The following is a 21,795-nucleotide window of genomic DNA, read 5'->3' as shown; positions in this document are numbered from 1 at the left end:
CCATGTCGATCCATCTTACAAACTTGGAAAACGTTTTTTGCTAAGTCGATAGCGAGCACCGTAGAATGAGTCATGTGTTGGCTTCCTTGTAAAAGTGTCGTTACTTATTACGTTACTCCCGAGGGAGATAGGGAGTCCATACATCTTGGTACTTTTGCTTCTACTTCACGTTTAGTGTTTATGGCACAATGCTTTAGGTTTGGGCGGAGGCGTTGTTCACCCCTTAATTTGGCGTTATGATGCATATGGATATTCAGCTAATACAAATAGAAAGTGATGAATTTGAAAGTCTGTTTTCTGTTGTGAAACAGGGACTTTATTCGCATGTTGATGCCGTCTTTGGTTGGTGTGATGAGTTTCAGGTCAATCGTTTACAAAGTGACTATGAGCCGCATTGGTTTCACTGGGTTTACCTGCATGAGACGCGAGTTGGAATGCTATGCTTCAAGCCTTACGATAATGCACTTCATGTACATTTACTCATTGTGTTCCCAGAATTTCAAAATCAAAAATTGGGTGAAAGTGCCATGAATATGGTTCACAAAATAGCGCGAGATCAAGGGCGTAGTCACGTAACCTTATCAAGCTTCACTAGAAATGAGTCAGCAGTAAGGTTTTACAAATCTCTCGGCTATAAGGTGACTGAATGCGATGAAAACTTCCTTTCTTTGTCGCTTCAAGTTGCCTCATAACAAGCAATTTAAAAGGGATTCTCAACGCTCGGCATTTTTGCTTCTACTTCAAATTTAGTGATTATGGCACAATGCTTTAGGTTTGGGTGGAGGCATTGTTCTCCCCTTAATCGGGCGTTAGTTTGCATGGATAAACTCTCACCCCAGTTATTATTTCAGATGATTCTGGGGTAGCTGTGATTGACCTAAAACAGTAATGATCCGCCCCAGTAGTTTTGGACACCGAGTTAAGTGAGTACAATCACTAACGAGGTGAACAATGACAACTAAGAAAACTAGAATTAAACATTCCCCTGAGTTTAAAGCAGAAGCTCTGAAGCTAGCAGAGAAAGTCGGAGTGGCTGCCGCAGCAAGACAGCTTTCTTTACATGAATCTCAAATCTATGGGTGGCGGAAGAACTCGAAGAACGACACCAATACAAGTCAGCGAGAGCAAGAGCTAGCCGCAGAGGTTGCCAAGCTCAAAAGGCAGTTGGCTGAGCAAGCAGAAGAGCTAGAAATTGTAAAAAAGGCCGTCACCTACTTCGCGAAAAATCTAAAGTAAATTGCTATGAATTTATGCTCGAACACCTACTGTGCTTCAATATTGTGCGTATGGCTAAGGTGTTCGGGGTATCCCGAAGTGGGTTTTATTACTGGATTAAACATCGCCATAAGGCCATTCAACGCGAAGCAATACGTCAAAAGCTTGATACAAAGGTCAAAGAAGCTTTTGACAACAGCAAAGGCCGAGATGGCTCAAGACGTATCCAAAAAGAACTGTCTGAGAACGCTGATAGCCACAATGTTAAAACCATTGCGGCCAGTATGAAGCGTCAAGATTTAACGCCGAAAGCGGCACGTAAATTTAAGTGCACTACGGACAGCAAGCATCAAATGCCTGTTGCTCCAAACTTGTTGGCTCAGAACTTTAACGCAGCGGCTCCGAATGAAAAATGGGCGGGAGACATCACCTATGTTCCGACAAGTGACGGCTGGCTGTACTTGGCGGTAATTATTGACCTTTACTCAAGACAAGTAATCGGATGATCTATGGATACCAGAATGACGGCTACGCTGGTCTGTGACGCACTATCAATGGCTTTCGTCGTGGGTTCCCTGAGCAGGAAAGGAAATTGCTGGGACAATACTTGTGTTGAGAGCTTCTTCCATTCTATGAAAGTTGAAGCGATCCAATATGAGCCGATTATGACTAGAGACCAGATGCGCCAAACGATCTTCGAGTACATAGAGGTTGATTATAATCGGACGAGAAGGCACAGTGCTCTTGGGTATCTAAGCCCAGTTAACTTTGAACAAAAAAATGTCGCTTAATGTGGTGTCCAGTCTTGCTGGAGCAGATCATGATTGCTGCCGCAATTGCGAAGATTGTTCAGATGACGTTGGGTAAATTGTTAGAGAATCGCACACAAGCTTGGCGCAAAAGATAAGGACACTTCGTGCAATACTTAAAAATTAAAGATTCGATTGTTGAACAGATTGAAGCGGGCATGCTATCGCCGCGTCAAAAACTGCCAGCAGAGCGTAAGTTGGCAGAGTCGTTCGATACTACACGCGTCACTCTGCGTGAAGCGTTATCACTGCTAGAAGCGGAAGGTCGAATCTATCGCGAAGATCGCCGAGGTTGGTTTATCTCACCTGAGCCTTTGCGTTACGACCCAACCCAAACGCTAAACTTCCCGAACATGGCGAAAGCGCAAAATCGTGTGCCAAAAACGGAGTTGATCGCAGCAAAAGGAACGTTAGCAAACAAACAAGCCGCGCGCTTGCTGGACTTGCAGCCTTTCTCGGACGTATATCGAGTCGACCGTGTGCGATACCTTGAAGATAGACCTGTGGTATTTGTAACAAACTACATTCGCCCAGAGCTGTTTCCGAACCTGCTGGACTACGATTTATCAAATTCACTGACGGACATTTATCGCGATCATTATGGCGTGACGTATCAAAAGATTCGCTACCGCATCTCAACCAGCACCTTGTTGGGTGAAATGGCTCAGGCACTGCGCGCAACAGCAGGCACGCCAGCGATGGTGGTAGAGCGTATCAACTACAACCAACACGGCGAGTTGATTGATTGCGATATCGAGTATTGGCGGCACGATGCCATCAGCATTGAATCTCTGGCAGAACTCAATCGTTAAGTGGATTTTCTCATTATCTAAGGCTCCATCTCGGAGCCTTTATTTTATTCAAATAGGAACATTGAAATGGATTTGTTGGCGATTGGTCTCGTCGTTTTTTCTGCTGTTCTCCATGCAGGCTGGAACATCCTTGGTAAAAGCAACTCAGGGTCTGGGCTCGCGTTTACCATGGCGGCTAGCTTTTCTGCCTGTGCCATTCTTACCCCTTATTTGATTTGGTATTTGGCAACCATTGGCTGGACATCATTGCCGAGCGAATTTTGGGGATTGCTGTTCATTAGCGGCATTTCACAAATGGTCTATCTGGTCGGTTTGATTGCCGCAATAGGCACAACGGGTTACTCGGTGGTCGACAAAGAAGCACTCAGTTTACTCACTGAACAAGCATCAGAGATCTTGAGTGATCACTACAGTGCGATCTTTTACTTAGGTGTGCAGTTTTGGGCGATAGGTATTCCTGCCCTTGTGTGGTGCTTAGTCACGGGTAAGTCAGGTGAGATTAAGACAGCGTGGCAGATCCGCAAAACAGCCAGTATGGCAGGAGTAATGATGGCATCAACCTACGGATTGGTGTTATTTGCGATGACCATGACAGACAACGTCAGCTTAGTCGTGGCACTAAGGCAAATCAGTATTGTATTTGGATTGTTTATGGGGATCTATTTCTTGGGAGAGAAGTGGTGTCTAACTCGTTCTGTAGGAATCACCCTGATGATCACAGGTTTGATTCATGCTCTGAAATGATTAAATAGAGAAAGTGTCCGGCTGGATTTGACCAGGACAACAAACAACAAAAACCCAAGCAATGACTTGGGTTTTTCTATTTCTTACTGGCAGTAAATTAGCTTTCAGCTTCAACCATTTGAGGTTGTTCATCTGCTCGTGCTGCTGCAAGCATTTTGCGGATGATCATTGAAGAGAGCAGCGCAATTGCGACCATTACGACTGCAAGAATTGTCAGTAGCTGGAAGTACTCACCGTAAACCGTTTGCACAATCTCTTGGGTGATTTGCTGGCCTTTCTCTAATGCGATAGATGTGGAGAATACCGCACCAACGATCCCACTTAGGGCCATAGCGACGGAAAATAGCGAGACTGAGAAGCCTTCGATGTGCTTAGGTGCAACCGACAGAATAAACGCCACCACCAAGCTACCAACGATAACTTCAGCGAATGCTTGGAAGAAGTGGATGGCAAGAAACACTTCAGGACGAATAATGACATCTTCGCCGACATTCATGACAGCCATCGTCAGGATACCAAACGCGATCGCAGTAAAGATGAAAGCAAAACCAATCTTAGTGGCTGTTGAGAAATTGATGCCTTTCTTTTCCAAAGAAGAGAAAGTCAGTGAAATCACTGGACCTGCAACAATACACCATAGTGGGTTCATCGCCATTGAGGCTTCTGGTGCGATTGGGATCAAGTTGAACAGATCACCACGCATTGTGTTGATGGTGACCATTGTCATAGATGTCATCATCTGACCGTAGTAAACAAAAAAACAGGTCGTTAGCACTGTCATGATTAGGATAGTACCCATTTTCAGTGCGTCAGATTTACCTGATTTAAACATCAGTGAGATGAAGTAAAGAATCGCGGCAGCGCCAATCGCATAAACGATATTTTGACCAATATCCATGTTAGAGAACATGAAGAATACTAAGCCTACCATCGCCGCAGATAGGGTAAGGAAAGCGATCCAGTTTTTTGCGCTAACTGGTTTCTGGTCGATGTCTGCACCTACGCTAACCAGTTGTTTGTTGAATAGGACCAGTACCGCAAGCGCGAAAGCCGCCATAACAGTTGAGAGAGAGAAGCTGCCGTGGAAACCAATAACAAGTACAAACATCGGGAATAGGTACTGACCTAACAGTGCTCCGACGTTGTTTACCGAATAGTTGACAGGGTAGCCGTTTTCAAAATCTTCTTCTGAAGCAAAAGTGCGTTTGTAAAGGCTAGGGTAAGAAGGAGACATCAAACCGCGCGCATAGCTTGCTAGAGCAATACCCACCAAGCTCATCGGGATATTGGTTGCTGAAGCACCCAATACAAGTAGCGTGTAACCTGTAGCAAAAGTGCCGTATGCGATAGTTAGAGAGCGGTAGGCACCAAGGAACTTATCCGCTATAAAACCGCCCGCGATCGCAAACAGCGGTCCGATAGAAGAAAATGCGCCCACGACCATCATAGTATCCGCTTCGCTATAGCCTAAATCTTCTAAAAAGAAGCGGGTTAGAATCACCATTACACCATAGAATGATAATCCAAACATGGCTTGGCAGAACATCATTGATTTATTGAGTTTATTCCACATAATAGTCTCTTTTAGATCCTGTAACACAGAATTAACAACTTAATATTAATGAATCTGTGGTATGTTATAAATTGAAACAATTATCGCAGAAATAATGCTTGATGCACTAAGTTTTATCAGATTCGCATAAATTAATGTAATGTTATTGATCTAAATCGTTTGCCTTGGATATTTGTTGAGCAGCGATAGTTAGTCATTCAAGTTCAAATCTATTCTTAGTTAGAAATCTTTGTGTTAGTCTGCGCTGCAAGCTTGAATTTGTAAAAGGAACGTAACGTTATGAAAATTTTCAGTAACTTCGATAGCGGTAGTATAGAAGTCGTTAATACCACCAATATGGATGATATTCAGCTTAGAATCCCTAATGACAATCAGTCTGAGTTTTATCAGTGGTTCCATTTTCGTCTAGAGTCTGAAGCTGAACAGCCTCACACGTTCAAAATACTGGATCTGAAAAACTCAGCGTATCCAGAAGGTTGGAACGGTTATGACGTGGTTGCTTCTTATGACCGTGAAGAGTGGTTTCGAATTCCGGCAGACTTTGATGGCGACACACTGACATTTACTGTGATTCCTGAGCGTCGCTCTATCTATTTCGCTTACTTCGCGCCTTATACCTACGACCGTCACCTTGATCTCCTGCATATGGCGCAAAGTGCGCACCATTGTCAGCTTGAAACCTTGGGTCATACACTTGATGGCAATGATATGAGCCTACTCACTTTTGGTGAGCCAGAAGAGGGCAAAAAGAAAATCTGGTTGATTGCACGCCAACATCCAGGTGAAACCATGGCTGAATGGTTTATGGAGGGGTTCATACAGCGACTACTGGATGACGATGACACAACGGCGCGTGCCTTGCTCGAGAAAGCCGTCCTATACGTTGTGCCTAACATGAATCCAGATGGCGGCATTCGAGGCCACCTACGTTGCAATGCAATTGGGGTCAACCTAAACCGTGAATGGCAAACGCCTTCAATGGAACGTAGCCCTGAAGTCTACCTAGTGCGAGAGCGTATGCTTGCAACGGGGGTTGATATGTTCTTGGACATTCATGGTGATGAAGCGATACCGTATAACTTTGTAGCGGGCTCTGAGGGAATACCATCGTATGATGAGCGCCATGCTAAGTTAGAGCAAGCGTTCAAAGATGTCCTAAAAACGGTCACGCCAGAGTTTCAGGATGAGTTTGGTTACGATAAAGACGAAGCAGGCAAGGCAAACCTGACGGTTGGTTCTAACTGGGTGGGTGAACAGTTCAGATGTTTGTCATACACAGTAGAGATGCCGTTTAAAGACAATAACGATTATCCCGATCCACTTTACGGCTGGTCTCCGGAACGTAGTGTTAAATTCGGACACGATATGCTGAGCGCAGTGTTCGCTGTCAGCGATAAGATCTAATCGCGCTAAAATGAGCAAAACACTCAACCCCTGAGACGAATCTCAGGGGTTGAGTGTTATTCACATGGCGGAGCCATATGGATCACGGCCAATCCGCCCAATGATGTTTCGCGGTATTTTTTATTCATGTCTTTACCTGTCTGGTACATAGTCGCAATCACCTTGTCTAGAGAGATAAGACACTTACTGGTGCGTTTTAGCGCCATACGTGAGGCGTTAATCGCTTTCATTGCCCCCATCGCATTTCGCTCGATACAAGGCACTTGAACCAGTCCGCCAATAGGATCACAGGTCATGCCCAGCGAGTGTTCCATCGCAATTTCTGCCGCGATACAGATTTGTTCATTGCTGCCTCCGCGCAACGCTGTGAGGCCCGCAGCAGCCATAGATGACGACACACCAACTTCGCCCTGACAGCCTACTTCTGCCCCAGAAATGGACGCATTGGTTTTGTAAAGAATACCAATCGCCCCAGCAACGGCCAGAAAGTCTTTGAGTTGTTTGGTATCTAATTCTTTAATAAAACGGTGGTAATACATGAGAACCGCAGGAATCACGCCCGCTGCACCGTTAGTTGGAGACGTTACGACCTGGCCGCCAGCGGCATTCTCCTCACTGACGGCAAAAGCAAACAGGTTGATCCAGTCCATAATTTCCATCGGATCATTTTCTATTGCCGCATTTGCCTCAAGCTTCTTCAGAAGGTTAGGTGCGCGTCGGGTTACGTTGAGGCCGCCCTCTAGAATGCCTTCAGTCTCAAAACCTCGTTGCATACAAAGCGTCATCACTTTCCAAATCTGGTCTGCTTTACGAACGATTTCCTCTTCACTGAAAAACTGGAGTTCATTTTGCAAGATCATGCCGCCAAGGCTTAAACCATTTGCTTCTGCCATTTCTAGCATTTGATCTGCGCTGGTAAACGGGAAAGGAACGTCAACTTCGTTTTGACCACCGCCTTCTTTGAGCTCTTTTTCTGTTGCGATAAAGCCACCACCCACAGAATAATAAGTCTCGAACGCGATTTGGGTGCCTAATGAATCATAGCCGGTGATAGTCATTCCATTTTCATGCAGAGGTAGGTTATCTTTGTGAAAAAGAATATCGCTATCGTAGCTGAAGTTGATCGTATGCGCTCCGGCAAGGCAAAGTTTTCCCTCTTCGATTGTTGAGCTTAATGCTTGTTTCGCGCTGGAGATTTTGATGGTGTCCGGTCTGTTGCCAAGTAAGCCAAGGATGACCGCGCGATCAGTGTGGTGACCTTTACCCGTTAAGGAGAGTGAACCATAAAGATCCACTTGAATGCGACTGACACTGGCTATCGAGGAGGCGAGAAGGCGGGTAAAATGATAACCCGCGAGCATCGGACCGTTAGTATGGGAACTGGAAGGCCCGACCCCAACTTTAAAAATATCAAATATTGACAGCATAAACTTAACTTCCTGTTTGAATGGCCGGTACTTCGGACTCTTTTAATAACAAGTATGGCATGTGCCGAGCAATTGCACGTTTGCCAGTGTGATCATCAACATATTAATCCAAGCTAACTTAGCGATAAGGTCAATACTTGTACAGTTTCTCGTATCGTTAGTAGGAATAATTGAGACATGAGTAAATAATGGACATTATCGATGTTGTGCTAGTTCTCGGAAAACGACTGGTCGATAACACGATTACGGCTGAAGGTCGCTCAAGAGTGGAAGCTTTGATAGCGCTTCTAGCGACAAAAGACTTGCGTCAAACGGTGGTGCTATTTTGTGGTGGAGTCACTGAAGGACAGACTGTGACTGAGGCGCAAGCTATGTATGATTACTTCAAACGCTGCGTTGCTGGTGCCAATCTCAATCCACCATATTTGCTGCTTGAAGACCAATCCACCAACACCATTGAGAATATTAGTAATGCTGCCAACAAATTGATTGAGAGTGGTCTCTGTGCGAAGGGAGAGGGGATCAATGTCCAACTCGTCTCGAACGACGACTACCACCTCAAACGGATATTTGAAATACAGGCGTTGATGGATGAGCAGGGCTTATTGCGTGTATTGGAAAAGCGATGTGCTGAGACGGGACTACCCATCAAGATAGATAGGGCGGTCAGTGCTCACTATTCAGTGCCTTATCCGCACGGCAATGAGTTTAGTCGAGTGTTTTTGCTACTCGATGAACTGACTACATATCGAGTTTATCTGCAAGGATACGTGTCAAATGTCTTTAAACGGCCATTGGCTGATGTGAGGGAGCAACCGTATCAAATTGCTCGTAATGCACTTATTGAGCTTGAAAAATGTATAGGGGATGAAGAGACGCTTGCTGATCTTGATGCGATAAAAAGGGCAGTCGAAATGACCACCCCGCAATTGAGTCGCGAAGAAACGTTACAACAGCTCAAGCGGCTTGATGTGACGCTGACGAAGCTTAATCGCCAGTACGATCCTGAGCGTCAGATTTTGTGAGAAGGTAATAAGTCTTAACTGCACTCAGTGAAATCAGGCTGTAGCAAAGCAGCTCGATCGCTTCTTCAGATAGGTTTTTTACCTCTCGCAGATAGTGCTCTTCCATCACGGAGTGCCAGAACGAGCCCATCCCGTACAAACGAGAAAATACCAGCAGCAACACCACAGCGGTAATCAATATCGGCATATATCGACTGTTTAAGATCTTGGCAAGCTGTTGAATTGAATCACTTCCTCCACGGTAAGCATAAAAGCACGCAGAAAATGTGACCAAAAGGGCTGGGATAACCCACGCACCATGAAATATCAAATCAAACCACACATCGGACTCGCGCATAAACAGCACAGTAAAGAAGCCGCTGAACAGTATCGATGCGTGACGAATAGAGCGATTGCGTTGGGCTAATAGAAAGAACGCCAAGCTCGTGACCGCAAGCATGAGTGATTGAACCAACTCTGTCATAGAGCTTTCACTTAAACCATGATGAAGTAGAGTAAAATCGACGCGCAAGCAGAGATTCACAAAGATACTGAGTGTGGCTAGAACCAAGACATTAAGGGCAACTCGTTGGAAGGTCGCTTTTGAGCTAACAGTGACTACGGCGCGGTGATCGGTTGAGGTTTGGCATTTCATGGCATCTATCGCCTTTGTGTAGAAATTTTTAGTGATTTTTGTCACATTTTATTTTTCGCCTTGGTTCCTTTGTCAGAGAAATGTCATAACTGAACAGTGTACACTTAAGATCAAAAAGAGAGAGGCAGTGCTCTCTCTTTCATCTAGCCAAACGAATCGGTTTCTCGTGCCAAACCGATTCAGCTCAAGCAATTAGCTATTGTCGCTCTGTTGCTTATGATTGTTTCGGTAGTACTCCCACTGTTCAACGCGTTGATCGTCTTGGAATACGCAGTAGGTGACTCGTTTAGCATCTTCAGTCACCGTTTCAAGCGCTCCACCTTGCTGGACACAATAAACCGCAGCTGGGTTAGCAAGAGATGTGTACTCTTTCACTTCGTATTCGTCTGGCTCGCTCGCGCAGCCTGCGAGTAATACAGCACTGGACACTGCCAGAGCTAAATAGGTATTTCTCATAGAGTTTCCTCAATTGAATCAATTGGTAGCATATCGAGTATAGAGGATTGAACTAAAATTTCTGTCTTGAGTTTGTTAAAAAGTAGTCGATGTCTAAAATTAAAAGTAACAATTCAACACACTTATAAATAAGCACAAAGATTATTGTTAAGTATGTTGTGTCCCTAAAATAATTCGAAGCATAGGAAGTGTCAGATGTCGGATAGAAAACATCGACTTGTAACTCGTAGTGATTTTGATGGATTGGTTTGTGCCGTACTACTTAGGCAGTTAGAACTGATTGATGATATTAAATTTGTTCACCCTAAAGATATGCAAGACGGCGTTGTGGAAATTACGGGGAACGATATCGTGACCAATCTGCCATACGTTGAACAAGCCCACCTTGTCTTTGACCATCACTTGTCTGAAGTGATACGCAATCAGGGTGAAAGAAAGAACCACATTATCGACCCAAACGCTCCCTCAGCCGCGCGTGTTGTTTGGGAGCATTATGGTGGTGAGCAAACTTTCCCCAGCCGCTGGCTTGATATGATGGCTGCTGTGGACAAAGGGGACTCCGCTCAGTTTAGTCGCGATGAAGTGCTCGACTCTACAGGCTGGAACCTACTCAACTTCTTGATGGACGCCCGCACAGGGCTAGGGCGTTTTCGAGATTTTCGAATTTCGAACTACAGCTTAATGATGGATCTGATTGAGTATTGTAAAAACCATACCATTGATGAAATATTACGATTGCCTGATGTGAGAGAGAGAATCGACCTCTATCGTGAACATGAAAACTTGTTTAAACAGCAGATCCAGCGTTGTGCAAAGGTTTACAACAATCTAGTGGTACTGGATTTGACCGAAGAAGAGGTCATCTATGCTGGTAATCGCTTCATCATTTACGCGCTCTACCCACAATGTAATATCTCAATCCACAAAATGTGGGGCTTCCAAAAGCAGAACACAGTATTTGCAACCGGAAAATCGATATTTGATCGCAGCTCTAAGACCAATGTGGGGGAACTGATGCTCAAATATGGCGGTGGTGGACACAAAGCTGCTGGCACCTGTCAGATTGACAACCAACGAGCAGATGAAGTTGAGCAAGAACTGATCAAAGCCATCACCTCAGACGGTTAAGCACAAAAAAGCCCCAGCGCGATTGGCTGGGGCTGCAATGTTTGCTTGTATGCTAAGCCCTAAATCGGCATAACACGGTTACGGCCTAGCTGTTTGGCCTCATAAAGCAGTTTGTCGGCTCTCTCAATCAGTGAATCTGGCGACTCTCCTGGCTCTAGCTCGGCAACACCTAATGAGATAGTGATATTGCCGACCGACTTAGCGGTACGTCTGTCTTTAACGGTAAGCTTTTCAATGGTTCGTCTCAGGCTCTCTGCAAATTGTCTAGCGATGCGAAGGGACTTATTTGGAATAATCAGCGCAAACTCTTCACCACCGAAGCGGTACGCATGAATCCCTTCTCGGCAGCTCAATTGCATCCTACGAGCAATTCCTTTAATAACCGTATCTCCGAACAGGTGTCCGTACGAGTCGTTGAAGTTCTTGAAGTGATCGATGTCAGCAAGGATTAAACACATTTTCTGCTCTGCTCGACACAGTGTTTTAATGTCACTATCGAATGCGCGACGGTTGTAAAGGCTGGTTAGTGCATCAAAAAGTGCGTCTTGCTGCACTTCGGCTAATTGACTTCTAAGCTGATTGATCTCTTTCGCCGCGTTTGCAAGCTGGCTGTTGAGGAATCGAGTCGAATTACGAATCTCTCTTGATTCTGCCACCAGTTGTCTTATCACGGTCATCACTTCTTCGAGAGAAACCGATTCATCTTCCACTCTTTCAAGGCTGTCAAAGCTCTTATCAATCAGTTGTGAAAATTCAGAGGTGTCAGAGAGGGTGTCAGTCATTGAACTGGCTACTTCGTTCACCAGAATCTCAATATTAGCCCGAAGATTCCTCATGTCGGTTTCAGAACGAGTGGCAACATAGTTGTTATAGAGTTGTTCGCCTGCCGCGGGTGGGCAGATGCCATAGTTTTCTAAAACGCTGTCTAGTTCTCTATTTAGCTGAGGGATCGCGTTGTCTACATAGGTGTACCAAAGTGCATAGTTTGCTGGGGTAGCAGCTACGTGATTTTTCATCATTAGCGGGACGGCTTTTTTTAAATTTGCCGTCGATTTTTTAAAGTCGTCGTCTGTCATGTTTTATGAGCATTCTTACTCTAGGCACCTGTTCGTTATGATTAGCGGATAAAACGCATAGATGCTTGATTTACTAATACTTTGTTCTGACTTATTGATTGATTATATGAACTTTAGCACATCTAAATACTAGAAGCTGTATAGAGATTGAGCAAATGAAGCGCGACGAATTTAACATCCTGACTGTTGGCGCTTATTCGCCGACAATAACTTCGCTTCTTACGTTGCCTTCTTCCAGTCTGCTAGCACCACGTAACATAGCCTGAATCAAATCGCCAGCGTTGAATTTTTCTAGTGCTTCATGTGCTCCCACTTGCTGAGCACGTTCTACACAAATCTCGCTAGAGAGTGAGGTATGTAAAATGACATAACTGTTACTCAACTCTTGCTCATTTTGGGTCTCGAATGCCAGTTCATAACCATCAAGCCCAGGCATTTCAATATCACTCACTAACATATCGATAGCCTCGCCTTTGGCTGCGCATGCACGCATTAACGCCAAGGCATCCAGCCCGTTGTTACAGATTTGATAGGGGATATTGATACTATCAAGGGCATCAGACAGTTGCTTACGAGCGATAGATGAGTCATCAACCAACAGAATTCTGAGGGCTTTTAAGCGCTCTCGCTCAATATCAGTGAGCATAGGAATATTGGTGGACTCATACTGAGGATAGATTTTTGACAACAGCAGCTCGACATCGAGCATTTGTACAATCTGATCCTTGTATCGGGTAATACCCGTAACGAACACATTATTGCCAGCCGTTTTGGGTGCGGATTCTATCGACTTCCAGTCACATTCAATTATCTTTTCGATGGAGCGAACCATAAAGGCGACTATTGTTCGTAGACAGTCAGTCACAATCAAATAGCATGAATCATACTCTTCTGGCTGAATGGGACGAAAACCGATCGCAGCGGGCATATTTATCACTGGAATGGTCTTATTACGAATAGTGACCGTTCCAATGACATGATGGTGTGAATAAGGGATCTGTGTTGTTGGTTGGTATGGGACGATTTCGCGTACTTTAAGTGTACCAATAGCAAATAGCTGTTTGTTACTGGTGAGAGTAAACATCAGCATACCTTGCGATTGATTTGCTTTACTATGTGTCTTGGCCATTCCATCTTCATCCGAGTACTTGTTACCTTACATGGTAATGTAAAACCATTTAGGGTCAATGAACCTATATCAATTTTGTTATCGTTTGACTGCGAGTCAGATATTTTCAATATTATTAACTCATCGCTTAGATGAAGATCTCATTTTGATCGGGTACAATCGGCCCCATATTAGTTACCAATCACGAGGCATTAACATGGCCAATACAGCAGCTGCTCTGCATATTCTTGTTAAACATAAAGAACAGGCAGAAGACATCATTAAACAGCTTAAAAAGGGCGCTAAATTTCAGACATTAGCAAAGAAGTATTCGACCTGCCCGTCGGGTAAGCGTGGTGGTGACCTTGGTGAGTTCAGACGTGGGCAAATGGTGCCTCAGTTTGACAAAGTCTGTTTCTCTGGCGAAACGCTTGTTCCGCACCTAGTGAAAACTAAGTTTGGTTGGCACGTTGTGAAAGTGCTTTACAGAACATAAGGTTTGAATGCTGCACAGAGCTTGTCAGAGTCTCAAACCTAATCTGTACCGCCTCTTATAGCCAATCAAAACAGCAATAGATGGCAGATGCAAACTGATCTGCCATCTTCGTTTATTTTTGCTCACTTAATCAAAGACTCTGTACAGTAATGGCGACAATCTATGATTAAAAGCGGTGGTTTATTAGTCAGTCATATCCATATAAACTACTTTATATGCGGTTGACGATTTGAATACACGAACTTTAAACCCTACCTCATTTAAAAAATCATAGTTATGCCCTGCGATTGCAGGCCAAACTGCAATTGCAGATAGTCGAGTGGTACCCGTATTGATCAATCGGTGGGCAATAAAGCCTGGAATATGATGCACGCTGCCTGGGAAGACTTTCTCAATGGACACTTCTCCTTGCTCTGTTTGCATGAGTAATAACCCTTCACCCTGCGAGCCCAAATAGAACTCTGCTTGCTCTTTGCGTTGGTGAATGTGCCCTCGGGTCATGTGGAACTCGTCGCCTACACAACCGGGTTCGATATGCGAAACACCAAAGTTTAGCTCTCCTTCTGCTTGCTGCGCAGGTAGCATTTCTACTTGGTAGATGATTTGGTCCTGTGCACTTGCGGCACGTAGGGTTTCGTCGGCAAATACGCCTTCAAGTGCGCCAAGCGTGGTTTCTTTGCAGACAACGTTTTTTGCATCAATATGACCTGTTAAGTAATTGATGCTTGGAGGAATAGATAAATGCATGTTAGTCCTTATCCGCTATTCTGAGTAGTTCAGAAAATGCGAGAAATAGATGGTAAAAACTGCTCGCAGGAGAGTGGCTATTTAACGGCTCTCCCGTGCTATTTACTTGATCGACCCATAATCCGGGTAATGCTGGATCTAAATAATGGACAAAGATGTTTTCCACCGCTTGAGTGATGGCGATTCGGCGACTGTCGCTTGGGGCTCGCTCCCAAAGTGCAATACACGCTTTTAAGTATTCGGTTTGACACCAAAGGCGCGATGTTGGACGCAAGGGCTTTCCATTGGCGTATATCTCGTCCCTAACCAGACCATTGTCGTTATGCCCATATTGCTGTGCAAAGCGGTACAACACATCAATTTCATTGTCGACACAAGCGCCAGTGAGTTTGTGGTAATGGTTGAGTAACCAGATCCACTCATAATGATGGCCTGGATCGATGTGGGAGCCTGTTTCAAAGTCAAGTGAGAAATCGGCCTGAAAGAACTCAGCTAAATGGTCACTTTGCATGAAATGAGCTTGGAACAAATGATAGATTTGTGTTGCTCGCTCCAGCCAAATAGGGTTGTCGGTATGTTCGTAGCTGACCATTAACGCTTCGAACAAATGCATGTGAGGATTTTGCCCTTTGTTGACAGTGTTGCCTTCAGTCAGGAAAAAGCCACCTTGTTCCGTATCCCTAAGATATGTTGAGATGTGTTGGTAAATGGTTTCCATTGCGGCTAGAGTAATATCATTAGCCGCTAGTCTGTAATACCAGGCAAACCCAAGAAGTGCGAAAGCTTGCTCGTATAAGTTAATCGCCTCACTACTACTGTCATTGTTTTTGCACAGCGCAAAACGATAACCGGATGATGGTGAGCCAAAGTATGTAAATCCTTGTTCAATGGCAGCCAAAACTTGATTACGACCGTCAATTAGGTTGAGTTTTGTAGCATGGGCGAAGACGTAAACTTGACGTGGCTGCACGCGAAATCTGTGTAAATCGTCATTAAACTCTTGTCCGTCGGAGAGTAAGCCTTCGGCAAAAATCCCGCTTTGATTGGATTGTGCTTTTTGCCATCGAGGTAGGGCATGTTGAGAAAGCCAGTGTTGGCAACGAGCGATTTGAGATGTTAGGGAGTCCATGGTTTACTCCAAAGAATAGGGCACTCAATGAGTGCCCTAGGTATTGAGAATTAGAAGAGACCGATAGCGACACCGATGAAAGAGATAACCACAAGCGAAAGCATTGCTTTTACAGGGCTAAGACCTTTTTTCGCCATCGCAAACCAAGTGCCTAACACGACAATTAATGGCAGCAGTTTAGGGAAAATTCCGTCGAGCATCATTTGCACGTTGATGTCGACGCCGTCTTTGGTTGCAAACTCAAGTCCAGTGCCTAGGTTGACATAACTAGCCGCAACACCGCCCATGACAAAGACACCTAATAACGACAGTGCTTCACGAATCTTAGTTGAACGGTGGCTGACAAGCATCTCAACGGAGCCTGCGCCCATCTTGTAGCCTTTCATAAACAGATGGTAAGAGCCGATAATAGCGATAGCGTTAAATGCCACGATATAGAAGATCGGGCCTAACATGCTACCGCCAGCGGCTAGTGCCATACCAATACTGAGTAAGATAGGTACTAACATACCCGGAATCATGGAATCGCCAATACCAGCAACTGGTCCCATCAAACCGACTTTGAGTGTATTAATGGTCTCGCCGTCAATCGGCTCGCCGTTGGCTTTCTTCTCTTCCATACCCACAGCCATACCATTGATGATAGCGCCCAACTGCGGTTCGGTGTTGTAGAAGGAGGCATGGCGTTTCATCGCTTCTTTTCGGTCTTCTTGATTCGGGTAGAGCTTTTTCAAAGCAGGCATCATACCAAGACAGAAGCCAAACGACTCCAAGCGTTCAAAACTCATCGATGATAGGTTATACATCATCCATGCACGCCAGCATTTCTTTAGGTCTTTTTTGTCGAGTGCGACCTTTGGTTCGATCTCACTACCAAATTTGTTGTGTTGTACAGTCATTAGAATTCATCCTCGTCATCATCAGCCTGTTGAACTGGCGCAGCGTTAGCTGTTTGTGGTTCTGGTTTGTAGTTGTAATGAAGTAGAGCGAATAGTGCGCCAATCATTACCAAACCCACCATGTTGAGGTTTAGGAATACGATGCCAACGAAACCGACTAAGAAATAAATCAGCATCGTAGACTCCTTGATAATCTGCTTTAACAGAATTGCGATACCCACAGCAGGTAAGATGCCACCTAGAACCGTCATAGTGTTAATCACCAAATCGGGGAGGCTAGCCATAAACCCTTCGATGTATTGGTTACCGAAGTAAACCGCAATAAAGGTCGGAATAAAGCGCATCAAGAAGTTGGTGACCTGCGGGTAAATGGCGGAGTTCATGTACATGCTTTTCTCATCACCAGCTTCTATGGCTAAATCCGCCTTATGGTTCCAATAGGAGTTAATGACCATCATAAAGTTGAAGATGATGGTGCCTGCGATACCGATGGTTGCGGCAATAGCAACGGCTACTTCCACGCCCTGTCCAGACATGATACCGAGCGCGACAGCAGGATAGGCGACAAAGTTAAGGTCGGCTGGCATGGAGCCGCCAGGTGTTACCATAGCGATGTAAACGGCTTGTACCGCTACACCAACCATGATGCCAGTTTGAATATCACCTAAGATGATACCCACCAACATACCGGACACGAGTGGTCGAGTGATAGTGTACCAACCACCGGTTAGTCCAAGTAACCAAGGGGTGGAGAGGGCACCGAGATAGCAGAGTATCCCGATAAATACTGCTTCTAAAAACATAATGTCATCCTTTAGCTCACGTATTAGTCTCTCCACTTTTGAAGCTAAAAGCCGCGCCAAAAGTGGAGGTTGTTTTGTTGTTATTTCAGTTTTTGCAGTGCATCTTGCCAGGTGTAGGAACTGGCATCAGGAACCAATCTGAAGTCGATGTGGTGACCGTCTTCTGAGAGGTAGTTAAATGCAGATATTTCTTCTTGGTTGACGCATTGGTTGCCGCCAATTGTCGTTGTGCCTTCTCTAGCGCTCATTGGGCCAACGTTGATTTTGTTATTGAGATTTTCAAGGCTAATACCCGCTTCGCGAATACGGCGCAGCGTGACTGGAGATTTCGCGATGACGAAATACTTCTTGTCGCTGGCGATCACCTTCGGTAGCTTGCTGACGGCGGTAGCCGTGTCAAATAGCCAAACTTTAACGTCGGTTACGGCGCCTTTCATGACTTGTGATAGCAATGGGTCAGCTGCTACAGCATCGTCAATGGCCACGATGCCATCACAAGGAAGTTCTTTTGCCCAACGAGTCATTAACTGTCCATGAATAACGCGGTCGTCGATACGCACAAATGAAATAGCCATAGTGTTTCTCCTTAAAAATAGTCTTCTTGTGACAGCTCTACTGGCTTGGCAACAACAACCGTTTTTAGCGCTTCTTGCTGCAAGGTCGCTGCAACCGATGAAGCGTCCGTCTCTTCAACAAAGTCTGCCGTCATTAAAAGTGTTGGGAAGTTAACCCCGGTTACGACTTCCACCTTGGGATTTAAATCTGGGTTGAATGCGTAAGTGCAAGCTACGTTGTAGGGTGTGCCGCATTCCAAATCGCATAACACAATAATGCCGTCGACATTGGGCGCTATCGCATTGATTTCATGGTGAAAATCGTGTTTGAATTGCTCTATGCCTCCCTCTTCGGTCAGACAGATCGCAGTCGTGTTATTGAGTTCGCCAAATACCATGTTGGCGCTACTGATAAGTGCAGTGGCTAATGGGCCGTGACTGGCTACGATAAAATGGAGCATGATTAACCTCTTACGAACGCTTTAATAGTGGCAATTTCTTTTCCTTCGCTTTCGCCATATGGTTGGATGACATAAGCGTCTATGTGAGCTGGGATAACGAAGGTTTCGGCATAATGAACAACAAATGGCTCAAATTTATTGTCTGGACTCAAGATAATTGCCTCCCTACCTTCGACTAAGTTCAGAACATTGACGGTTCCCTCAGTTTTATGAAGAACGGGTTTGCTGAACCAGTGGCGTCGGGTCTCGATAAACTCACGCTCATGCAGGCCCGTTTTCTCTTCTCTCCAGCCTTCGCCTTCTGCGATTGGTGTAATAGCGTTAACTAAATGCTCCTGACACCATTCCGTGTTGCGCTCCCATTGAATCACTTCTTTGCCATGGTCCAAATGTACTGGTCGTGGCAGGTTATCAAGCCCTAGACGATCCCAATCCCACAGTTTGAAAGTGAAGATATATGGGGTTGCACTGATTTCAAGCACCATTGAGTCGGAGCCCGAGCAGTGAATAGTGCCGGCAGGGATTAAGAAATGGTCGTGCTTTTTCGCTGGAAATTGATTGATAAAGCGCTCATCATCGAATGACTTTTCGCCGCGTTGCGCTGCATATAAATCATCCATCATTTCATCTGGGTTGATGCCAGACTTAGTGCCAAGATATACACTGGCTTTTTCTCCAGCGTCTAACATGTAATAGCTCTCGTCTTGGGTATAGTGCATCCCAAATTCGTTCTGAATGTACTCTGTTAGAGGGTGTACTTGCAGGCTTAGATGCTGACCTTGCATGGTATCGAGGAAGTCGAATCGAATTGGGAACTCTGCGCCAAAACGTGCATGGACACTGTCGCCTAAGAGTGCGCGCGGTTGTGTTAATACCAAGTCTTGCGATGGTATTTCGACAACAACGTCACCGTATTTAAGCAGTAAGCTGTTTTCTTCAGGTACGCAGTCAAAACACCATGCATAGTTTGGCTTGTCTTGCTCGAGGTCGCAGACTTCTTTCATCCATTGACCGCCCCAGACCCCTGGGTCAAAGAAAGGCACCAGTCTAAATGGTTGAGTTGTCGCTTGTTGTAAGCCGGCGTTGAACGCTGTGCCAGAGACCATTTTAGGGTCAAAAGCGGTGTTAGTGTCTAATAGAAAATCGACGTCAGACAGCAGTTTGGTCTTATAACGGTCGAATACACGCCACTCGATAAAGAATGAGCGTTTGTATCTACGTAATACATCCTCATCGTAGTTTTCTGCGCCCCAGTTCCCGAGCTCACCACGGCGGAAGCGTTGTTGGACTTCCCAACGAGCGAGGTCAGCATAAATAAAGGTTTCCCCTTCAGCGACCAATCTTGCGCCATGGCCTAAAACAACGATTAAACCAGAATCAGTGTCTGTAACGGCTTGCTTTAGTTGTTGTAGCTTTTCACAGTCAAAGAACTCGTCCAGCTTGTGTGGTGCAATGACACCAAAGACTCGGTCATCGGTAATGTTGCGTTCTAACATAGCGAAGATATGTTCTTCGGAATATTTTGCGTCGTCCATTGACACCACTAAAGCGGGGGAGAGCGGAGCAACAAGCTGGTCGAGGATTTCATTGTGATTGACACCATGATAGGTATCGATCACCAAAATATGTTTATCTTGGTCCTGAAGGCGTTGTTCAATTGTGTCAACGATACTGCCCCAACCGCGAACGGCTGAGTGGTCAAAGCCCTTCACTTCTACATTTGGAAACTTGTCATAATTGGATTGACCAGATAGGTATTTCATACATCACCTTAAGTTAATCATTTGACTACAGTCTAATCACTCAGTTAATCAATCAACAAATAGGTTAACGCGGTTAACTACTCATTTAGCGTTCGTTAACCCTTGATTTGAAGGCTAACTTTGTAGTTAATCACATAATCATAGCGATAAAAGTCCGTGATTTGGGTTAATCGATTAATCTAGTTTTAATCAGGTAGGAAAGCCGTTATAACTGGCGCTAATTTCATTTACTGGAGTTCAACATGACGAAAGCAACCATCGCAGATGTGGCTAAGTATTGCAGCGTTTCCACCGCAACCGTGTCCATGGTATTGACGAACAAAGGGCGAATCTCTGCCACCACGCGTGAGCGGGTATTAGAAGCGGTTAAAGAGCTTGGTTATGTTTACAATCAGGCCGCTGCCAACTTGCGACACAAGCGCAGTAACCTAGTTGGGCTCGTCATACCGGATATCACCAACCCATTTTTCGCTGAAATGATTGCAGGACTTAGTCACTATCTTGAAGAGCAAGATTCGTTACTCTTTCTCGCAAACGCTGAAGAGAGCGTTGAGCGTCAAAGCAAGTTCATCGATTCGTTGTTGAGTCAGAATGCCGGTGGTGTAGTTATGTGCCCTGCGATGGAAACCGATCTGGACTTTCTGGAGACAGTACAAAGTCGTGGCTTTCCGATAGTGTTGGCTGTTCGACCTATTGGAGAAGATCAATTTGATTTCGTCGGAACCAATAACTTTATGGGCTTACAGTTGGCAACGGAGCACCTTATCAAAAAAGGTCACAAACATATTGCGTTCGTTGGTGGATTGGATATTTCGAAGACGCGTTCCCATCGTCTTGGGGGCTATATGTCAAAGTTGATTGAACATGGGATTCCTTTCAATGAACGATACATTCGAAGCTGTTCAGCGAGCCGCTCCGAGGGAGCGAAGGTAACAAGAGAGCTATTGGATCAACACCCTGAGATAACCGCCATTATTGGCTACCAAGATATTGTTGCTTTTGGAGTCATGCGGGCAATTAAAGATCTCGGTAAAACCGTGGGGAAAGATATCGCAGTTGTGGGTTTTGATGATGTTGCGGAATCTGCCGATACCAACCCCTCGTTGACTTCAATTTCTGTCTCCGCAAGAGAAATAGGCCGAGCGGCGGGAGAGATTATTCTGTCACGCATGGAAGGCGACAAACAGCCATGCAAAAGCGTGGTGTTCCCACCCAAACTGGCGGTGAGAAGCTCATGTGGTGGTTGAGTTGAAACTTACGATTGAGCCATACCACTTAGCTAAATAGCTGATCCTAATTATGCTTCACTTTTTGTACTCCATGACCACCGCTGGGAAACGATGAAATGTTATCCATAAAGTTTCGAACCCGTTTTAATTATTTATGGTGTGTGATGAGATGGTCACCTCTATCTCGGCATCGCAATGTGCCATGATTAACTTTTGACAGAATCAAGGATAAAGGTGACCAACATGAAATATAGGCTTATTAGTATCGATTTAGCAAAAAATGTGTTTCAGATTGCTGTATTC

General features: G+C 45.0%; 21 protein-coding genes and 1 pseudogene. 9 read left to right on the top strand and 13 right to left on the bottom strand.

Features of this window, described 5'->3' with window-relative positions; translation table 11 throughout:
- Positions 1–236: 236 nt before the first annotated feature.
- The 4 genes and pseudogenes from QTN95_RS17110 (at position 237) to QTN95_RS17095 (ending at position 3,580) form a co-directional block, all read left to right on the top strand.
- Positions 237–692, top strand: a complete 456-nt coding sequence (locus QTN95_RS17110; protein WP_331418315.1) for a GNAT family N-acetyltransferase — start codon at positions 237–239, stop codon at positions 690–692.
- A 259-nt stretch (positions 693–951) separates the two neighbouring features.
- Positions 952–2,006, top strand: a pseudogene (locus QTN95_RS17105) (IS3 family transposase).
- 125 nt (positions 2,007–2,131) lie between these two features.
- Entirely contained in the window at positions 2,132–2,836 is a 705-nt protein-coding gene (gene phnR / locus QTN95_RS17100; protein WP_138972180.1) for a phosphonate utilization transcriptional regulator PhnR, read from the top strand.
- 66 nt (positions 2,837–2,902) lie between these two features.
- Positions 2,903–3,580 carry an EamA family transporter gene (locus QTN95_RS17095; RefSeq protein ID WP_331418313.1) on the top strand — a complete coding sequence of 226 codons (678 nt, stop codon included), beginning with the start codon at positions 2,903–2,905 and terminating at the stop codon, positions 3,578–3,580.
- Positions 3,581–3,677: 97 nt separating this feature from the next.
- Here QTN95_RS17095 and QTN95_RS17090 read toward each other — a convergent pair whose 3' ends face one another.
- Complete coding sequence (locus tag QTN95_RS17090) at positions 3,678–5,153, bottom strand: peptide MFS transporter (RefSeq protein ID WP_331418312.1); 1,476 nt, start codon at positions 5,151–5,153, stop codon at positions 3,678–3,680.
- A 279-nt stretch (positions 5,154–5,432) separates the two neighbouring features.
- Between QTN95_RS17090 and QTN95_RS17085 the strand changes: the two genes are divergently transcribed.
- Complete coding sequence (locus QTN95_RS17085; RefSeq protein WP_331418311.1) at positions 5,433–6,557, top strand: M14 family metallopeptidase; 1,125 nt, start codon at positions 5,433–5,435, stop codon at positions 6,555–6,557.
- A gap of 56 nt (positions 6,558–6,613) precedes the next feature.
- Here the strand turns inward: QTN95_RS17085 and QTN95_RS17080 are convergent, their stop codons facing one another.
- The gene (locus tag QTN95_RS17080; protein WP_331418310.1) at positions 6,614–7,984 is read right to left on the bottom strand and encodes an L-serine ammonia-lyase; all 1,371 of its coding nucleotides are present in this window, start codon (positions 7,982–7,984) and stop codon (positions 6,614–6,616) included.
- A gap of 188 nt (positions 7,985–8,172) precedes the next feature.
- On the opposite strand from QTN95_RS17080, the gene QTN95_RS17075 reads away from it, so the two are divergent.
- Positions 8,173–9,009, top strand: a complete 837-nt coding sequence (locus QTN95_RS17075) for a YdcF family protein (protein WP_331418309.1) — start codon at positions 8,173–8,175, stop codon at positions 9,007–9,009.
- Here the strand turns inward: QTN95_RS17075 and QTN95_RS17070 are convergent.
- Both QTN95_RS17070 and QTN95_RS17065 read right to left on the bottom strand, forming a co-directional pair.
- Positions 8,972–9,643: a hypothetical protein gene (locus QTN95_RS17070; RefSeq protein ID WP_331418308.1), complete on the bottom strand. Its 672-nt coding sequence runs from the start codon at positions 9,641–9,643 to the stop codon at positions 8,972–8,974. The two genes, QTN95_RS17075 and QTN95_RS17070, sit on opposite strands and share 38 nt — an antisense overlap.
- Before the next feature lie 192 nt (positions 9,644–9,835).
- On the bottom strand, positions 9,836–10,099 hold the full coding sequence (locus tag QTN95_RS17065) for a putative hemolysin (RefSeq protein ID WP_331418307.1): 264 nt from the start codon (positions 10,097–10,099) through the stop codon (positions 9,836–9,838).
- A 195-nt stretch (positions 10,100–10,294) separates the two neighbouring features.
- Here QTN95_RS17065 and QTN95_RS17060 point away from each other — a divergent pair, with 195 nt between their 5' ends.
- The gene (locus QTN95_RS17060; RefSeq protein ID WP_138972173.1) at positions 10,295–11,227 is read left to right on the top strand and encodes an exopolyphosphatase; all 933 of its coding nucleotides are present in this window, start codon (positions 10,295–10,297) and stop codon (positions 11,225–11,227) included.
- Positions 11,228–11,286: 59 nt separating this feature from the next.
- Here QTN95_RS17060 and QTN95_RS17055 read toward each other — a convergent pair whose 3' ends face one another.
- Both QTN95_RS17055 and QTN95_RS17050 read right to left on the bottom strand, forming a co-directional pair.
- Positions 11,287–12,303: a GGDEF domain-containing protein gene (locus QTN95_RS17055; protein WP_331418306.1), complete on the bottom strand. Its 1,017-nt coding sequence runs from the start codon at positions 12,301–12,303 to the stop codon at positions 11,287–11,289.
- A 193-nt stretch (positions 12,304–12,496) separates the two neighbouring features.
- The gene (locus QTN95_RS17050) at positions 12,497–13,432 is read right to left on the bottom strand and encodes a chemotaxis protein (protein WP_331418305.1); all 936 of its coding nucleotides are present in this window, start codon (positions 13,430–13,432) and stop codon (positions 12,497–12,499) included.
- A 196-nt stretch (positions 13,433–13,628) separates the two neighbouring features.
- On the opposite strand from QTN95_RS17050, the gene ppiC reads away from it, so the two are divergent.
- Complete coding sequence (gene ppiC / locus QTN95_RS17045) at positions 13,629–13,907, top strand: peptidylprolyl isomerase PpiC (RefSeq protein WP_038177557.1); 279 nt, start codon at positions 13,629–13,631, stop codon at positions 13,905–13,907.
- A gap of 183 nt (positions 13,908–14,090) precedes the next feature.
- On the opposite strand, the gene QTN95_RS17040 is transcribed toward ppiC, so the two are convergent.
- The 7 genes from QTN95_RS17040 to QTN95_RS17010 form a co-directional block, all read right to left on the bottom strand.
- Positions 14,091–14,654, bottom strand: coding sequence for a glucose-6-phosphate isomerase family protein (locus QTN95_RS17040; protein WP_331418303.1), 564 nt, complete (start codon positions 14,652–14,654; stop codon positions 14,091–14,093).
- A gap of 1 nt (position 14,655) precedes the next feature.
- Entirely contained in the window at positions 14,656–15,783 is a 1,128-nt protein-coding gene (locus tag QTN95_RS17035) for an AGE family epimerase/isomerase (protein WP_331418301.1), read from the bottom strand.
- A gap of 50 nt (positions 15,784–15,833) precedes the next feature.
- Complete coding sequence (locus QTN95_RS17030) at positions 15,834–16,682, bottom strand: PTS system mannose/fructose/sorbose family transporter subunit IID (RefSeq protein WP_331418300.1); 849 nt, start codon at positions 16,680–16,682, stop codon at positions 15,834–15,836.
- On the bottom strand, positions 16,682–17,485 hold the full coding sequence (locus QTN95_RS17025) for a PTS mannose/fructose/sorbose/N-acetylgalactosamine transporter subunit IIC (protein ID WP_331418299.1): 804 nt from the start codon (positions 17,483–17,485) through the stop codon (positions 16,682–16,684). Before QTN95_RS17025 ends, QTN95_RS17030 begins: the two co-directional genes overlap by 1 nt.
- A gap of 80 nt (positions 17,486–17,565) precedes the next feature.
- The gene (locus QTN95_RS17020) at positions 17,566–18,060 is read right to left on the bottom strand and encodes a PTS system mannose/fructose/N-acetylgalactosamine-transporter subunit IIB (protein WP_006069164.1); all 495 of its coding nucleotides are present in this window, start codon (positions 18,058–18,060) and stop codon (positions 17,566–17,568) included.
- A gap of 11 nt (positions 18,061–18,071) precedes the next feature.
- Entirely contained in the window at positions 18,072–18,500 is a 429-nt protein-coding gene (locus QTN95_RS17015) for a PTS sugar transporter subunit IIA (RefSeq protein WP_331418297.1), read from the bottom strand.
- 2 nt (positions 18,501–18,502) lie between these two features.
- Positions 18,503–20,263, bottom strand: coding sequence for a class I mannose-6-phosphate isomerase (locus QTN95_RS17010; protein ID WP_331418296.1), 1,761 nt, complete (start codon positions 20,261–20,263; stop codon positions 18,503–18,505).
- A gap of 242 nt (positions 20,264–20,505) precedes the next feature.
- Here QTN95_RS17010 and QTN95_RS17005 point away from each other — a divergent pair, with 242 nt between their 5' ends.
- Positions 20,506–21,510 (top strand): LacI family DNA-binding transcriptional regulator, encoded by a 1,005-nt coding sequence (locus QTN95_RS17005; protein WP_331418295.1) that lies wholly within the window; start codon positions 20,506–20,508, stop codon positions 21,508–21,510.
- Positions 21,511–21,795: the final 285 nt, after the last annotated feature.

It is taken from the genome of Vibrio sp. M260112, assembly GCF_036533775.1.
Classification (GTDB): Bacteria; Pseudomonadota; Gammaproteobacteria; order Enterobacterales; family Vibrionaceae; genus Vibrio.
This window is presented reverse-complemented; position numbering and strand designations above follow the sequence as displayed.

What these genes read in the sequence shown, in the direction of transcription:
- QTN95_RS17110 (WP_331418315.1), top strand. Translation starts at nt 237, where the DNA reads ATGATGCATATGGATATTCAGCTAATACAAATAGAAAGTGATGAATTT.
- QTN95_RS17095 (WP_331418313.1), top strand. Translation starts at nt 2,903, where the DNA reads ATGGATTTGTTGGCGATTGGTCTCGTCGTTTTTTCTGCTGTTCTCCAT.
- QTN95_RS17090 (WP_331418312.1), bottom strand. Translation starts at nt 5,153, where the DNA reads ATGTGGAATAAACTCAATAAATCAATGATGTTCTGCCAAGCCATGTTT.
- QTN95_RS17085 (WP_331418311.1), top strand. Translation starts at nt 5,433, where the DNA reads ATGAAAATTTTCAGTAACTTCGATAGCGGTAGTATAGAAGTCGTTAAT.
- QTN95_RS17080 (WP_331418310.1), bottom strand. Translation starts at nt 7,984, where the DNA reads ATGCTGTCAATATTTGATATTTTTAAAGTTGGGGTCGGGCCTTCCAGT.
- QTN95_RS17075 (WP_331418309.1), top strand. Translation starts at nt 8,173, where the DNA reads ATGGACATTATCGATGTTGTGCTAGTTCTCGGAAAACGACTGGTCGAT.
- QTN95_RS17070 (WP_331418308.1), bottom strand. Translation starts at nt 9,643, where the DNA reads ATGAAATGCCAAACCTCAACCGATCACCGCGCCGTAGTCACTGTTAGC.
- QTN95_RS17065 (WP_331418307.1), bottom strand. Translation starts at nt 10,099, where the DNA reads ATGAGAAATACCTATTTAGCTCTGGCAGTGTCCAGTGCTGTATTACTC.
- QTN95_RS17060 (WP_138972173.1), top strand. Translation starts at nt 10,295, where the DNA reads ATGTCGGATAGAAAACATCGACTTGTAACTCGTAGTGATTTTGATGGA.
- QTN95_RS17055 (WP_331418306.1), bottom strand. Translation starts at nt 12,303, where the DNA reads ATGACAGACGACGACTTTAAAAAATCGACGGCAAATTTAAAAAAAGCC.
- QTN95_RS17050 (WP_331418305.1), bottom strand. Translation starts at nt 13,432, where the DNA reads ATGGCCAAGACACATAGTAAAGCAAATCAATCGCAAGGTATGCTGATG.
- ppiC (WP_038177557.1), top strand. Translation starts at nt 13,629, where the DNA reads ATGGCCAATACAGCAGCTGCTCTGCATATTCTTGTTAAACATAAAGAA.
- QTN95_RS17040 (WP_331418303.1), bottom strand. Translation starts at nt 14,654, where the DNA reads ATGCATTTATCTATTCCTCCAAGCATCAATTACTTAACAGGTCATATT.
- QTN95_RS17035 (WP_331418301.1), bottom strand. Translation starts at nt 15,783, where the DNA reads ATGGACTCCCTAACATCTCAAATCGCTCGTTGCCAACACTGGCTTTCT.
- QTN95_RS17030 (WP_331418300.1), bottom strand. Translation starts at nt 16,682, where the DNA reads ATGACTGTACAACACAACAAATTTGGTAGTGAGATCGAACCAAAGGTC.
- QTN95_RS17025 (WP_331418299.1), bottom strand. Translation starts at nt 17,485, where the DNA reads ATGTTTTTAGAAGCAGTATTTATCGGGATACTCTGCTATCTCGGTGCC.
- QTN95_RS17020 (WP_006069164.1), bottom strand. Translation starts at nt 18,060, where the DNA reads ATGGCTATTTCATTTGTGCGTATCGACGACCGCGTTATTCATGGACAG.
- QTN95_RS17015 (WP_331418297.1), bottom strand. Translation starts at nt 18,500, where the DNA reads ATGCTCCATTTTATCGTAGCCAGTCACGGCCCATTAGCCACTGCACTT.
- QTN95_RS17010 (WP_331418296.1), bottom strand. Translation starts at nt 20,263, where the DNA reads ATGAAATACCTATCTGGTCAATCCAATTATGACAAGTTTCCAAATGTA.
- QTN95_RS17005 (WP_331418295.1), top strand. Translation starts at nt 20,506, where the DNA reads ATGACGAAAGCAACCATCGCAGATGTGGCTAAGTATTGCAGCGTTTCC.